The sequence below is a fragment of the Rhizobium vallis genome, assembly GCF_003985155.1.
GTDB lineage: Bacteria > Pseudomonadota > Alphaproteobacteria > Rhizobiales > Rhizobiaceae > Rhizobium > Rhizobium vallis.
The window spans coordinates 336,126-348,268 of the sequence record NZ_ML133686.1 but is presented as its reverse complement, the minus strand read 5'-3'; the positions used below and the strand labels follow the sequence as shown (position 1 = coordinate 348,268).

Genomic DNA, 12,143 nt, shown 5'->3' with positions numbered 1-12,143 from the left:
TGGCATCTGGGCGGGATGATTTCGGGATGTGGTACTCCCCGCCGGGAAGAAGAGGGAGAGGCCGGCATCGATGATGCCTGACCCCTTGCTAGCTACCGTTGACCCTTGAGTGCTTCAGCAATTGCTTCGAATTCTAGCCGCGGGCAAACGCCGCCAGCGTCTCTCCCGCCATCCGATAGCGGATCCATTCCTTCTGCGGCTCCGCGCCGATCGCCTCATAGACGCGGATCGAAGGTTCGTTCCAGTCGAGCACACTCCATTCAAAGCGGCCGCAGCTCTTCTCTACCGCGATCTGTGCTAAGCGCCGCAACAGCGCCTTGCCGGCCCCCGAGCCGCGTGCGTCCGGTGTTACGTAGAGATCTTCCAGATAAAGGCCGTTCTTCGCCTGCCAAGTCGAATAGCTGAAGAAATAGACCGCCATGCCGATCGCTTGGCCTTCGCGTTCGCAGATCAGCGCATGCGTGACAGAACCGTCGCCGAAGATCGCCGCACGCGTGCTCTCCTCGGTCGCCTCGACCTCGTGGATCGCCTTTTCATAGTCGGCCAATTCGCGGACGAATCGCAGGATCGTTGCCGCGTCTAAAGGCGTCGCGGGGCGTACGGTAAGGGTCATGTGAGATGCTCCTGATCTGGCGCTCCAGATGAAAGAACCGTCCCGGCCTGTCAACTGCATGAAGTGCAAAGTGCATCTGTAGGCCTGCAGTTTTGCCGAGAGCGGTCGAAGCGTCAGGCAAAGTCCGGTGACCGTAATTCGTCCATCAGCGCAACACTTATCGACGCAGCGCAGGGCACTCGGACATAAGGTCGGAGCGGCCTTTCTTCTTCATTCGACAGCCTCGCGTTGAAGCGGTGCCCCTCGACAGTTTTCAATTCCAAATTTCAAAATACGCGCGTATATTGAGTGTGGGACTGAGTACCCGTTCCTTGAGGGGTCGAGGACATGTGCTGGAATACATCATCAGCATTCACGCCGGTTGGGTTTGCTTTGCGAGGCCCGGCATCTCGCAAGATCGTATGGACACTGGGAGACGCGGCGCGTCTCCTGATCAATGACTGGCCTTGCGATGATGGCGAGGAATACGTCGCTGCCGTGAAAGCGTGCGTTGACGCATTGAGCGGGAAAATTGCCCCGGAAGAATTCCGTGAAGCGCTTCTGCGTGCGGCCGACGAGGCGGGTATCGCTGCTCTATCGCTCGTCCCGCAGGGAGTTGGAGAGCGACGACTGGACCTTCCTCCAATGATGCGAACATAGGCCTTATTTCAAGGGTCTACCCGCCTTTTGACGTTAGGTTTGCGCCGGGAGCCGAGCGCCGGCTCCCTGTCCAATACCATGGCGGCGGGCCCCCACAGTTCGAACCTTCGACGCTTCGAGTCCTCTCTCACGCTTCAGATTTCAGCTTGCCGCCGACCGCCCAGGAATCCTTAGCGATTTCCGTGATCAGGATTTCCAGCGATTCCGGCGGGCATGCCAGGGTTTCGACGGCGGCTTTGGTCGCTTCGCGCACGAAAGCGCGCTTCTGATCGTCGGTGCGGCCGGGATGCATCTGCAGGTGAAGAATGGGCATGTTTTCTCCTTGGTCACGTTGGGAATGCCCGTCGCTTTGGCGCGAGCATGGCGACTATGTTGTAAATGTTCAGGTTGATAAATAAGCTCCAGGTATCGTCATTCGAAACCTGGAAGTAGGCAATCATGGACAAGCTGGCCGGCATGGCGATGTTCGTCAGGGTCATCGACAACGGCAGTTTCGCTGCGGCCGCAGAGATCGCGCAAGTGTCGCCCGCCATGGTCGCCAAGCACATCAAGACGATCGAGACCCGGCTTGGGGCGAAGCTGATCCATCGCACCACGCGACGCCATCAGCTGACGGAGGTTGGCCAGCTCTATTACGAGCGCTGCAAGCGCGCACTTTCCGAAGTGGCGCTGGCCGAGGCTTCGGCAAGCGAGCTGCAAGCAGCGCCGCGCGGCCGGCTTCGGCTGGTGGCACCGGTCAGCTTCGGGACGCAAGTCTTGGTGCCGGCGCTGATCGACTACCAGAATGCCTATCCCGACGTCAGCATCGAGCTATCGCTCGACAACAATGTCCATGACCTCGTCGGCGAGGGTTTCGAGCTCGGCATCCATATCGGTCCGCTGTCGGACAGCAGCCTGGTCGCCCGCCCGCTCACGCCCTACCGGCGGATTCTCGCTGCCTCGCCTGATTATCTCGCCCGCCATGGACGGCCGGCCTCGCCCGAGGCTCTGACCAACCACCTCTGCCTTGGCCACTCCTATTGGCGTATGCAGGATCGCTGGCACCTTGTCGGGCCGGACGGCGAAATGCGCGATGTGTTGATTTCCGGAAAATTCTCGACAAACCAGGGGGCCGCGCTGCGCATGGCGGCACTCAGCGGCGCCGGAATTGTGCTTCAGCCGGAACTGCTGCTCGCTGCAGATATCGCCGAAGGACGGCTTGAGCAGGTGCTGCCGGAATGGTCCTACAGACCTGTCCCGATGTTCCTCATCTACGCCCCGAACCGGCGGCCGACAGCGATGCTGCGGACGGCGATCGACCACTTGGTGGAACGGTTTGGCTGACGACATAAGGCCGAGGCCGATATCGCTTACAGTTCAGCCTTAAGCTCTGCCCCCGCTGATTTCGAAAACTGCGAGGCTATGATAGGATCAACGTGCATGACCCAAGAGAGGGGAAGATGCGTCGAATCCTTCTACCCCTGATCCTTTGCTTCCAGTCCGTGTCGACGTCGGCTGCATCAGCCGTCTTCTACACGACTGCGTTCGACGGCAGCCGCTCGGTGAGCCTCAGTCTGGCCAAAGGCGAACCTGCCCACGATCCCGCCTTCGATTTCGACGTCGTCATCACGCTGTCAGAAATCGACCGCGGCGGGGCCGTGTTCTATCAGGACGGAGGAAGGCACGAGGCGAGTGTGCGCTGCATTTCCCCCGCCACGGTACGCGTCAATTCCGCCGAATATGCAGTCGACGTTTCGGCCCGGCCGGGAACCGACTGGAAGCACGATCTCTGGGCGAGGCTGTGCAACGCTCCAGCTTCCTGAGCGGTATTGCGGCGCGACCGATCGGTCGCGGCGTCAACCCTTCCGTGGACGGACCTCCATGAACAGGTATGGCGCGCGGGTCGCCGTGGGGATTGCATAGACGTCGTAGGATGCCTGCGGGTCCTCGCCCATCCCAAGCGAGCCCGGCGGCATGCCCGGCACGGCGAGCCCCCGGAGCGGCGGTCGCTCCCGCAGCAGGCGCTGGATGGCCTCGAGCGGCACGTGTCCCTCGAGGTAATATTCTTCGACGACGGCGGTGTGGCAGCCCTCCAGGTCGGCAGGCACGCCCAGCCGCGCCTTGACTGCGGCAAGGTCGTCGGTGTCGCGGGCGTCGACGGAAAATCCGGCCGCAGCTATCGCCTTCGACCATTCATGGCAGCAACCGCAGTTCGGATCCTTGTAGACCGTCATCTTCGCCGGCGTGGCGGCGAAGACCCCTCGGCCGTGGAATAGCAGCGTGGATGCCGCCATTGTGATGAAGCTTCTCCTGTGCATCGTCTCCACTCCTCAACGTCCTGCCGCCCGGACCCATCCGGGCGGCAGGAGTCTGCTATTTTACTTCGGTGACGGTCAGCTTGCCGTTCACACGTTCGGCAACGAACTCGATGCTCGAGCCTTCCTTAAGCTTTTCCAGCAGGGCCGGGTCTTCGACGCGGAAGACCATCGTCATCGCGGGCATATCGAGGTTCTTCAGGTCCTCATGCTTGATGGTGACCTTCTGCGCCTTGGCGTCGACCTTGTTGACGACGCCCTTGGTAAACTCCTCAGCGAAGGCGCCGAAGGCCGCGCTGGCGGAGATGAGGGCGGCTACGCCGAATTTGATCATTGCGGATTTCATGTTCAGGGCTCCTTTATCGAGGGTTACTTCCCGGCGACGCTGACGTCGCCGTGCATGCCAGCTTCGTAGTGGCCGGGGATCAGGCAGGCGAATTTGAACTCGCCATCGGTGGTGAACTTCCAGACGATCTCGCCGGATTGACCGGCCGGAAGACGGATGGAATTGGCGTCGGCATGTTCCATTTCCGGGAACTTCTCCATCACCTTCTTGTGCTCCAGGATCTTGTCTTCCTGATCGAGCACGAATTCGTGGTCGACGGTACCGGCATTCTTGATCGCGATCTTGACCGTCTGTCCCTTGCGGACGTTGAAGACGGCCGGGGTGAACAGCATCTTGCCGTCGTCGGTCTCCTTCATCGTGACGCGGATCGTCTGCGTCGCCTTCGCTTTGTCGCCAGGCTCGCCAACCGCCATTTTCTCACCGTGGCCGCCGGCGTGGTTGCCGGAAGCGAGAGCGGGAGTTGCGAGCGCCGCGAGTGCCAGTGCCAATAGATAATTCTTCATGCGTAGATCCTTTTTTGATGTGGGATGTTGAGCCTCAGCCGTTCGTCGGCTTCGGCGTGATTTGCGTCTTCGCGTCGTTGGCTTTGGTCGCGTCCGGCAGCTCGCCGATCCACTCCCAGGCCTGCGTTCCGGGCGGGTTTTCGTACCAGCCGGGATCCGAGTAATCGTCCGCCGAGATGCCCTCGCGGACCTTCACGACCGAGAACATGCCGCCCATCTCGATCGGGCCGTGCGGTCCCCAGCCGGTCATCATCGGGACGGTGTTCTCGGGAATGGGCATTTCCATTTCGCCCATGTCGGCCATGCCCTTGGTGCCCATGGGCATGTAGTCCGGCTGAAGCTTCCTGATCTTCTCGGCGAGTTTTGACTTGTCAGCGCCGATGAAGGTCGGGATGTCGTGGCCCATCGCGTTCATCGTGTGATGCGACTTGTGGCAGTGGATCGCCCAGTCGCCGAGGTATTTGGCGTCGAACTCATAGGCGCGCATCGCCCCGACGGGGATATCGATGCTCACCTCCGGCCACCGTGCTTCCGGCCGCACCCATCCGCCATCCGTGCATGTCACCTCGAAGTCGTAACCATGCATGTGAACGGGATGGTTGGTCATAGTCAGGTTGCCGACCCGCACCCGCACCCGGTCATTCCTGGAAACGACCAGCGGGCTGATGTCCGGAAACACGCGGCTGTTCCAGCACCACATGTTGAAGTCGGTCATCTCCATGATCCTCGGCACATAGGAGCCGGGATCGATGTCGTAGGCGTTGAGCAGGAAGACGAAGTCACGGTCGACGCGCATGAACGTCGGATCCTTGGGATGGACGACGAAGAAGCCCATCATGCCCATGGCCATCTGCACCATCTCGTCGGAATGCGGGTGGTACATGAAGGTGCCTGATTTTACGAGGTCGAACTCGTAGACATAGGTCTTGCCGACTGGGATATGCGGCTGCGTCAGCCCGCCGACGCCGTCCATGCCCGAAGGCAGGATCATGCCGTGCCAGTGGATCGTCGTGTGTTCCGGCAGCTTGTTGGTGACGAAGATGCGCACCCGGTCGCCTTCGACCGCCTCGATGGTCGGACCCGGAGACTGGCCGTTATAGCCCCAGAGATAGGCGGTCATGCCGTCGGCCATCTCGCGTTCGACCGGCTCGGCGACGAGGTGGAACTCCTTGACGCCGTTGTTCATCCGGTGGGGCAGGGTCCAGCCGTTGAGGGTGACGACCGGCTGATAATCCGGGCCGGAGGTCGGGTGGAGTGGCGGCTGCATGTCCGCCGATTCCATTGTCGGGGCGTCTGGCAGACCCATCGCCGAGGTCTTCGTCCAGGCGCCCGCGGCCAGCAGGGCCGCGCTCGCACCGAACAGTTGTCGTCTGTTGAACATGGTGGGTTCCTTTCTCAATGACCGCCGCCGCTGCTGCCGGAGGCAGCGGCGACTTCGGTCTCTGCCGACGCGTTGGTCGCGCCACCGCCGTAGATCGCAGGCGCGAGGTTGGCTTCGGCGAGCCAGAAATCACGCTTGGCGTTGACGGAAAGCAGGATGGAGTTGATCTTGTCGCGCGTGTCGGTGAGCAGCTCGAAGGTGTTCGAGATCATGCCGTTATAGGTCAGCAGGGATTCCTCCTCGACCTTGGTGCGCAGCGGCACGACATTGTTGCGGTAGTGGCGCGCGATATCGTAGTTCGACCGGTACGCCTCATAGGCGGAGCGTGCCTCCGAGCGGACGTTTACCGCCTTCTCCGCAAGCAGGTTCGCCGCGCGCATGTATGCCACTTCGGCCTTGCGCATCCGGGCCTTGCCGGTGTCGAAGATCGGGATCGCGAATTCCAGCTCGACCTGGCCGGTCGTTCTGGTGGTCTTTTCGTCGTCCTCGATTTCCCGTTCCGTTTCGAAGCCCGTCAGGATTTGGAGATCCGTGACGTAGCGCGTCGCTTCGGTGAGCCCGTAGGATTTGGCCGTCGCCTCCAGTTCCAGCTTCGCCACCTGAAGGTCGATGCGGTTCCTCAGGGCCTCGGCCTCGATCGTATCGCGTCTGACGACGGACTTGGGCAGCGGCGGCAGGCTGTTCGGGACCTGGTAGTCCAGGTCGGATCCCCAGAGACCCAGCAGCCGTGTCAGTTCCTCCTTGGCAAGACGAGCTGCGAGGCGGGCCTTGGCGGTCTCTCCGGCGAGCTCGGCGACGAACACATGTTCGCGTGCCTGGGCGCCCTTGGTCATTGCACCGGTCTCCCCAAGCTTCTCCGCAAGTTCGGAAGCGGCATCCGCCGTCGCCTGGGCGCGCTGCAGTTGCCCGACGTTCTCCCAGGCAGCCACCGCCCCGATCCAGGCGCGCCGCGTATCGGCGGCGACCTGAAGCGTTTTTACGGCGGCGGTCAGTTGCGCCTGCCGGAAACGGGTGTCGGCGATCGCAATGTCCCGGTTCTTTGTCGCAAGCGCCAGGATGTTCGTCGTGATCATCCCCTCGATGGTCTTGAACGCCTCCAGTTCCGGCGTCCCCATGCCCGTCGTGCCGATGGAGACTGTCGGGTTGATGAACATCGTCGATTGCCAGGCATCGGCCGCGCTGTCGCCGAGATCGGCGTAGGCGGCTTGGAGGCCCTTATTGTTGAGCAAGGCGATCTGGACGGCCGTCTCGGCGTCGAGGACCTTCTTTCGCGCGAGCAGGCCTTTGACTTCAGCGGTGGCCGACCGGGCCTGGTTTTGGTTCTGGATCCAGACCGTCTGCTTCGCCGTTGCGATGGCGGTCTTGTCGGCAACGGAAGCGAAGCCTGCTTGCTCGCCGGAATATTCGGCGCCCGTGACACAGCCGCTCAGCGCCAGCGGGAACGCCAGCACGGCGGTCAATTTTTTAATGCTGATCATGAGGCGTCTCCTTTTGCGGGAGACTGCAGATCGTTCTGTCTACGCCACGGCTTGGGATCGACGGGCTGCCTGGCGACATAGCCCGAGACGGGCGACCGGTATGTGACCGGGCGCGACGACGGCTGTTCGACCGCGGCGGAAGATGCCACCACGTCGGGAGGAAGCGTGGATGCGCAGCCGCCGATGACAAGCGGCAGCCCCACCACGAAAAGCGAGGGTTTCATTATGAATTTTCCGAATAAGAGATAGCCTACGGGCGTCCACCTGGATGCAGGCGGCGACCGACCGGACCCGATCGAGCGGGTGCGTCTCTATTCAGATATTCGGAGGGCGGTGGAGGGGCGGCAGTTCGCCGAAGGCCGTTCGGTCGTCCACGAACTGTCGGATCGAGCTTACGATGGGCCTGCCGACGTCGGGGCTTTCACAGATGATGCCGAGCCCGCCACAGAAATCCTTGCAGCATTCCTGCTTGACGAGCTTCGATGTGGCGCCATCGTCATCGGACATGTCGATGCGCGAGTGGTCGTGATGGTCCGCTTCCGCCATCTCATGGCCTTCATGGGACGGCGTCACCTCTGCGGCGGCGACTTGCAGTTCGGGGAACGAGGAGCCGTGCATCGCCGCGCTGGCGTTCGACAACGAGTACCCCGCCAGTGATACGACGATCACCAGCCGCATCATCACGAGCAGCGTGCTCACTGTGATTCGGTACATCTTGCCCATTCCCAACGAGCTACATGCAATGCAGCCCGATTTCAATTGCGGACCTATCTATCGCCGACGTTCGAGTCCTTTATGTGACACGTATCCCGCAAGGAGGGGCTTACCTCGTGATCCCGCCGGCCGCTTCAGACGATTTCAGCTGATCGCTTCCGGCGTGGCAGCAGCATCCGGTCGACCGTCTCGTCGCGGGCGACCAGCGTGTGCCACGCCGCTGCGGCAAGATGCAGCGCCACCATCGCCAGAATGATCTTCGACGCGACGACATGGTAGGGTGCGATCCCAAACCAGAAGTAACTGGCGACGAACCCCATGCAGGCCTGCCCGATGATTGCGGCGTAAAAGGCATGATGAAGCGCCGCGGCGATCCGCCCGGTCCACGTGCCGGGCGCGGCTGGCTCAGGCGGCTGAAATATGCGAAGAACGAGCCGTAGCCCCATCAGCAGGCCTATGGCGATCCCAGCGTAGTTGTGGATCTGGTGCTGCACGACGTCCCAATAGGATGGCGCGATCCCCATATGGACGGCATGGTGGATTCGCTCGATGCTGCCGCCCGTCAGATATTGCACCGGCACCATGAGGGCGACCAGCCAATGAAGCCCTATCTGAACCAGCGAATAGCCGTCTTTCATCGATCCACTCCCAGCGAGAGCCGCAGACTAGTCGGCGTCGGTTAATGCTTCCTCTCCTGCCGCCGCTGCGCCGAGAGCTGCCGAAAGATGGCGGCCTGATCAGGAGGAGTTCGCCCTCTTGCCGCCCAGATGAGAAGCGATATCCGTAGCAAGCGGCACGACGGATTCGGAACGCAGCCTTATGAGACGAACGCTTTTCGAAAACATGTTCGGACTGCTCTCCGCTGTGGGAGCGGTCCTGATGACGGCGGCCCCGTCGGCGGTAGCCGAGGATGTCGTTGCACTTCGTCAGACGGACATGAAGGCCATGGCTACGGCGGCAAAGACGATTTTCGGCATGTTCAAGGATCCGGCGAACTATAAGGCCGCCGAGTTCCAGAAAGCGGCAGATACCATCCGGGACAGATCGGGCGGCGTTCTCTTCAGACACTTCGCGTCCGAGGTGGCCAACCCACAGTCAAAGGCCATGCCGAACATTCTTGAGGAGCGCGAGCGGTTCGACCGTTTGGCCAATGACCTGCGCGACTATGCTGTCGCGCTCGACGCCGCCGCGCAGAATAACCCCGGACCGATGCCCTCCGGCATGCGCATGAAGCCTGGAGAAGCCATGGGCGGCGGCCCGCTCGGCACCCACGTCCGAAGCGAGCAGGCGCTGTCGGCTATGCCGGCGGAGCACGTTTTTCACCTCATGCTGCAGACCTGCACGACCTGCCACGTTAGGTTCAGGACGGACTGAGGGCGAGGCACGCCCGGTGAAATGGCTCGCCAGCAGGCGTAGCGGGCAAAATGCTCAGGTGCCTCCGGAAACAGCGCCTTGCGCACGTCGATGAATGACCAGGGTTGCATCTCAGCGCCGCGCCGGCGGCTTCATGGCCGCTCGCCGCTGCAGTGCGAAACGCGCGGCCGAGCAATTGACGTCGGGAACGAGGTCGTAGGTCTGCTGGTAGAGGCTCAGCGCCAGCGTCTTGTTGCCGCGATTTTCCGAGGCGAGGGCTGCGAGCGCCGTGCGCTTGTAGGCCTCGACGATCGGCTCGGCGGCTTTTGCCAGCGCTGCGTCGTCTGAAGGCTCAGCCACCAATGAAAGGGCGGCATAGGTCACGTCGCCGTCCCGGCCGACACGGCCGCCGACGGCGCCGTTGAAGCTTTGCTCGGAAACCTGGCGCATGCGCCTCGCATTCTTGATGCATGTCGGGATGCGGGCGGCTTCCGCATTGATGCGCTCCGCCGTCGGGCCGCTCTCGGCACTCCCGCCACCGGAGAGGATGACGTAGCCGATGATCCCGACGATGGCGAGATAGACGACACCCATGCCGGCGAGGAAGGCCGGCTGCTTGAAGAGCGGCTTTTTCGGCTTGTCGTCGCTTGTCTTCGAGACCTCCTTTTTCGGTGTCTCCTTGGCGGGCGCCTTCTCGACGAACTGGAATTCGACATCCTTGCCGAGACGGAAGCTGTCGCCTGCCTTCAGCGAGGCCGTCTGCAGCAGCGCCTCGCCGCGCAGCATGATCGGGTTCAGCCCCATGCGGCGGATAATGAAGCCGCCGTCGCTCTGCTTTTCGATGCGCGCATGGATCGGCGCCAGGAACGGGTCATCGACGACGATATCGGCATTGGCCGCCCGCCCGATCGACATTTCCGGCCGGTCGAGCACATGGCTGCGGCTCTGGCCGCCGGGACCGGTCTGCAGAAGGCTTGGTTTGTTTCCGCGAAAGAAGGAAAAGGCCATGATCAGAACATCCCACTCGACATCATCTCGACGATTGCCGGCGCCAGCACCAGAAGAAGAATCGACACGACGATCATCATCGCCGGCATGACGATCTTGGCCTTCAGCTTTTCACTGGCCCTGTCTGCCTTTTCCCAGCGGCGGAAGCGCAGGTCGCGCGCATGTTCGCGCAACAGCTCGACGCGGTTGCTGCCCTCGACTTCGCCCTGGATCACGGCGCGGATGACGCGCACCACCTCCTCCGCGGTCATACGACGCTCCAACCGCTGCAGCGCCTCGATCATGCCGGTGCCGAGCGCCACATCCTTCAGCGTCTGTTCGATCTCCTCGCTCATGACCGTACCGGGTGCGGCCTCGGCATAGAGTCTCAGGCTTTCCGGCAGGGTCGCCTGCGCCTGCTGCGTCATGACGACCAGATCGAGGAAATAGGGAAATTCGCGCGAGATGCGTTCCTTGCGGTCCTGCGCCTTGTCGTCGGCGACAACCCAGAAATAGATGGCGGGGATCATGCCGAGTATCAGGCCTGCCACCAGCCCGCCGATCACGCTGCCGCTGGCGATGCCGAACAGCAGGCCGAGCACGACGAAACCGAACAGGGTCAGCACGACGAGAAGCGCGATATATTCCCGGCCCGTCACACCGCCGAAGGGCCGGCCGCCATAGATCAATTTCTGCTCGAGCTGCGCGCCGTAATCGGCCAGAAGCGGCTCGAAATGCCTCAACACGAATTCAACCGGCGTGCGCATGCCGATGCTGTCGACGATATTCGGCGGCGGACCTTCGCCGCCATGGGAGCGGCGCACGACCTGGATGCTGCCGAGCATATCGCCGATCCACCAAACAAAGAGGGCAGCCGTGATGCCGGCAAGCACGATGACGATGGGGCCAAGAGGTATATGCGACATCATACCGACACCTTCATCATAGCACGCATCCAGAAGAAGCCAGTCGCATAGAGAATGGCGCCGACAATCGCGATGACGATGCCGATGGCGTTGCCGAACACCTTGTCGATCAGCTCCGGCTGGCCGAAGAAAATCATCAGGATCATGAACAGCGCGCCGCCGTTGACGACGCGGAAGTTCATGCGCGCCTGCGACGACGAGGTCGTGATCTTCTGATCGAGCTTCCAGATTTCCTTGAAGGATTTCGACATTTCCGTCAGCGGCTCTGAGATATCGCCGCCCTGGCGGGCAAAGAGGCCGAGTGCGGCATCAACCATCTTGAAGTGCAGGCTCGGCACATTGCGGCCGTGGCGATCCAGCGCCTCGACTAGGCCGATGCCGAGCTTCTGTTCACGGGCGATGCGCTCGAATTCGCGCGAGGCCGGCATCTGGCCGGTATCGGCGACCGCATTGACGGCGACGGCGAGCGGCTTGCCGGTGCGCACCGCCGAGACGATCTGGTCGACGGCATAGGGAAGCTGGGATTCGATCTGCAGCCAGCGGCGCTGCAGGAAATAGCGGATCGTCCCCTTGGGCAGGAAGAAGGCGACCGGGATGGCGACGACGATGCCAAAGATCGGCCCGAAGATCAGCGAGACCACCGCGAAGACGACGATGGCGGTGATGGCATAGGCAAGGATCATCGTATAGGGCGGAACGGCATCGCGCCCGAAGACCTGCGCCGCCTCGCTGGCGAGCGCGATATCACGTTCGGTGGCCCGCAACAGCGGCGCAGGCCAACGCACCGGCGCGCCCCAGACGAGCAGTCCCGCCGTCACCGCGCCGAGGGCGACCGTAAAGATCTGCAGAATGCTGATATTCATGGTTTCCCCCTTTGAGCAATTCCAGTAAAAGTGCGAAGCGGTTTTC

At 62.1% G+C, this 12,143-nt stretch carries 17 protein-coding genes; 4 read left to right on the top strand and 13 right to left on the bottom strand.

Annotated features, from left to right (window positions below):
- Nucleotides 1-133: 133 nt before the first annotated feature.
- A complete protein-coding gene (locus EFQ99_RS01770) occupies nucleotides 134-613 on the bottom strand; it encodes a GNAT family N-acetyltransferase (RefSeq protein ID WP_126918939.1) in 480 nt (159 codons plus the stop codon).
- A gap of 327 nt (nucleotides 614-940) precedes the next feature.
- Here EFQ99_RS01770 and EFQ99_RS01765 point away from each other — a divergent pair, with 327 nt between their 5' ends.
- Nucleotides 941-1,252, top strand: a complete 312-nt coding sequence (locus tag EFQ99_RS01765; protein WP_126918938.1) for a DUF982 domain-containing protein — start codon at nucleotides 941-943, stop codon at nucleotides 1,250-1,252.
- A 127-nt stretch (nucleotides 1,253-1,379) separates the two neighbouring features.
- Here EFQ99_RS01765 and EFQ99_RS01760 read toward each other — a convergent pair whose 3' ends face one another.
- A complete protein-coding gene (locus EFQ99_RS01760; RefSeq protein WP_018071635.1) occupies nucleotides 1,380-1,565 on the bottom strand; it encodes a 4-oxalocrotonate tautomerase in 186 nt (61 codons plus the stop codon).
- Between the two features lie 125 nt (nucleotides 1,566-1,690).
- Here EFQ99_RS01760 and EFQ99_RS01755 point away from each other — a divergent pair, with 125 nt between their 5' ends.
- On the top strand, nucleotides 1,691-2,575 hold the full coding sequence (locus tag EFQ99_RS01755) for a LysR family transcriptional regulator (RefSeq protein ID WP_126918937.1): 885 nt from the start codon (nucleotides 1,691-1,693) through the stop codon (nucleotides 2,573-2,575).
- Between the two features lie 116 nt (nucleotides 2,576-2,691).
- On the top strand, nucleotides 2,692-3,054 hold the full coding sequence (locus EFQ99_RS01750) for a hypothetical protein (RefSeq protein ID WP_126918936.1): 363 nt from the start codon (nucleotides 2,692-2,694) through the stop codon (nucleotides 3,052-3,054).
- A gap of 33 nt (nucleotides 3,055-3,087) precedes the next feature.
- On the opposite strand, the gene EFQ99_RS01745 is transcribed toward EFQ99_RS01750, so the two are convergent.
- The 8 genes from EFQ99_RS01745 to EFQ99_RS01710 all read right to left on the bottom strand — a co-directional run bounded on the left by EFQ99_RS01745 (nucleotide 3,088) and on the right by EFQ99_RS01710 (nucleotide 8,606).
- Complete coding sequence (locus EFQ99_RS01745) at nucleotides 3,088-3,549, bottom strand: DUF411 domain-containing protein (protein ID WP_126918935.1); 462 nt, start codon at nucleotides 3,547-3,549, stop codon at nucleotides 3,088-3,090.
- Nucleotides 3,550-3,604: 55 nt separating this feature from the next.
- Nucleotides 3,605-3,892: a copper-binding protein gene (locus EFQ99_RS01740; RefSeq protein WP_126918934.1), complete on the bottom strand. Its 288-nt coding sequence runs from the start codon at nucleotides 3,890-3,892 to the stop codon at nucleotides 3,605-3,607.
- A 23-nt stretch (nucleotides 3,893-3,915) separates the two neighbouring features.
- Entirely contained in the window at nucleotides 3,916-4,395 is a 480-nt protein-coding gene (locus EFQ99_RS01735) for a cupredoxin domain-containing protein (RefSeq protein WP_126918933.1), read from the bottom strand.
- 34 nt (nucleotides 4,396-4,429) lie between these two features.
- On the bottom strand, nucleotides 4,430-5,776 hold the full coding sequence (locus EFQ99_RS01730) for a multicopper oxidase family protein (RefSeq protein ID WP_126918932.1): 1,347 nt from the start codon (nucleotides 5,774-5,776) through the stop codon (nucleotides 4,430-4,432).
- A 14-nt stretch (nucleotides 5,777-5,790) separates the two neighbouring features.
- A complete protein-coding gene (locus tag EFQ99_RS01725) occupies nucleotides 5,791-7,254 on the bottom strand; it encodes a TolC family protein (protein WP_126918931.1) in 1,464 nt (487 codons plus the stop codon).
- Nucleotides 7,251-7,478, bottom strand: a complete 228-nt coding sequence (locus EFQ99_RS01720; RefSeq protein ID WP_126918930.1) for a hypothetical protein — start codon at nucleotides 7,476-7,478, stop codon at nucleotides 7,251-7,253. Before EFQ99_RS01720 ends, EFQ99_RS01725 begins: the two co-directional genes overlap by 4 nt.
- A 91-nt stretch (nucleotides 7,479-7,569) precedes the next feature.
- Nucleotides 7,570-7,968, bottom strand: a complete 399-nt coding sequence (locus tag EFQ99_RS01715; protein ID WP_126918929.1) for a hypothetical protein — start codon at nucleotides 7,966-7,968, stop codon at nucleotides 7,570-7,572.
- A gap of 134 nt (nucleotides 7,969-8,102) precedes the next feature.
- Nucleotides 8,103-8,606, bottom strand: coding sequence for a cytochrome b (locus tag EFQ99_RS01710; RefSeq protein WP_126918928.1), 504 nt, complete (start codon nucleotides 8,604-8,606; stop codon nucleotides 8,103-8,105).
- A gap of 181 nt (nucleotides 8,607-8,787) precedes the next feature.
- On the opposite strand from EFQ99_RS01710, the gene EFQ99_RS01705 reads away from it, so the two are divergent.
- A complete protein-coding gene (locus tag EFQ99_RS01705; protein ID WP_126918927.1) occupies nucleotides 8,788-9,342 on the top strand; it encodes a c-type cytochrome in 555 nt (184 codons plus the stop codon).
- 111 nt (nucleotides 9,343-9,453) lie between these two features.
- On the opposite strand, the gene EFQ99_RS01700 is transcribed toward EFQ99_RS01705, so the two are convergent.
- From EFQ99_RS01700 to EFQ99_RS01690, 3 genes are read right to left on the bottom strand one after another with little or no spacing between them, the layout of a single operon-like run.
- Nucleotides 9,454-10,329, bottom strand: a complete 876-nt coding sequence (locus tag EFQ99_RS01700) for an FHA domain-containing protein (protein ID WP_126918926.1) — start codon at nucleotides 10,327-10,329, stop codon at nucleotides 9,454-9,456.
- A 2-nt stretch (nucleotides 10,330-10,331) separates the two neighbouring features.
- Nucleotides 10,332-11,237, bottom strand: coding sequence for a type II secretion system F family protein (locus EFQ99_RS01695; RefSeq protein WP_126918925.1), 906 nt, complete (start codon nucleotides 11,235-11,237; stop codon nucleotides 10,332-10,334).
- The gene (locus EFQ99_RS01690; protein WP_126918924.1) at nucleotides 11,234-12,097 is read right to left on the bottom strand and encodes a type II secretion system F family protein; all 864 of its coding nucleotides are present in this window, start codon (nucleotides 12,095-12,097) and stop codon (nucleotides 11,234-11,236) included. The genes EFQ99_RS01695 and EFQ99_RS01690 overlap by 4 nt, the downstream gene beginning before the upstream one ends.
- Between the last annotated feature and the right edge of the window lie 46 nt (nucleotides 12,098-12,143).

Bases quoted from the DNA above. Each gene is read 5' to 3' on its own strand.
- EFQ99_RS01715 (WP_126918929.1), bottom strand. From the start codon at position 7,968: ATGTACCGAATCACAGTGAGCACGCTGCTCGTGATGATGCGGCTGGTG.
- EFQ99_RS01760 (WP_018071635.1), bottom strand. From the start codon at position 1,565: ATGCCCATTCTTCACCTGCAGATGCATCCCGGCCGCACCGACGATCAG.
- EFQ99_RS01725 (WP_126918931.1), bottom strand. From the start codon at position 7,254: ATGATCAGCATTAAAAAATTGACCGCCGTGCTGGCGTTCCCGCTGGCG.
- EFQ99_RS01690 (WP_126918924.1), bottom strand. From the start codon at position 12,097: ATGAATATCAGCATTCTGCAGATCTTTACGGTCGCCCTCGGCGCGGTG.
- EFQ99_RS01745 (WP_126918935.1), bottom strand. From the start codon at position 3,549: ATGCACAGGAGAAGCTTCATCACAATGGCGGCATCCACGCTGCTATTC.
- EFQ99_RS01710 (WP_126918928.1), bottom strand. From the start codon at position 8,606: ATGAAAGACGGCTATTCGCTGGTTCAGATAGGGCTTCATTGGCTGGTC.
- EFQ99_RS01740 (WP_126918934.1), bottom strand. From the start codon at position 3,892: ATGAAATCCGCAATGATCAAATTCGGCGTAGCCGCCCTCATCTCCGCC.
- EFQ99_RS01720 (WP_126918930.1), bottom strand. From the start codon at position 7,478: ATGAAACCCTCGCTTTTCGTGGTGGGGCTGCCGCTTGTCATCGGCGGC.
- EFQ99_RS01755 (WP_126918937.1), top strand. From the start codon at position 1,691: ATGGACAAGCTGGCCGGCATGGCGATGTTCGTCAGGGTCATCGACAAC.
- EFQ99_RS01765 (WP_126918938.1), top strand. From the start codon at position 941: ATGTGCTGGAATACATCATCAGCATTCACGCCGGTTGGGTTTGCTTTG.
- EFQ99_RS01730 (WP_126918932.1), bottom strand. From the start codon at position 5,776: ATGTTCAACAGACGACAACTGTTCGGTGCGAGCGCGGCCCTGCTGGCC.
- EFQ99_RS01735 (WP_126918933.1), bottom strand. From the start codon at position 4,395: ATGAAGAATTATCTATTGGCACTGGCACTCGCGGCGCTCGCAACTCCC.
- EFQ99_RS01750 (WP_126918936.1), top strand. From the start codon at position 2,692: ATGCGTCGAATCCTTCTACCCCTGATCCTTTGCTTCCAGTCCGTGTCG.
- EFQ99_RS01700 (WP_126918926.1), bottom strand. From the start codon at position 10,329: ATGGCCTTTTCCTTCTTTCGCGGAAACAAACCAAGCCTTCTGCAGACC.
- EFQ99_RS01695 (WP_126918925.1), bottom strand. From the start codon at position 11,237: ATGATGTCGCATATACCTCTTGGCCCCATCGTCATCGTGCTTGCCGGC.
- EFQ99_RS01770 (WP_126918939.1), bottom strand. From the start codon at position 613: ATGACCCTTACCGTACGCCCCGCGACGCCTTTAGACGCGGCAACGATC.
- EFQ99_RS01705 (WP_126918927.1), top strand. From the start codon at position 8,788: ATGAGACGAACGCTTTTCGAAAACATGTTCGGACTGCTCTCCGCTGTG.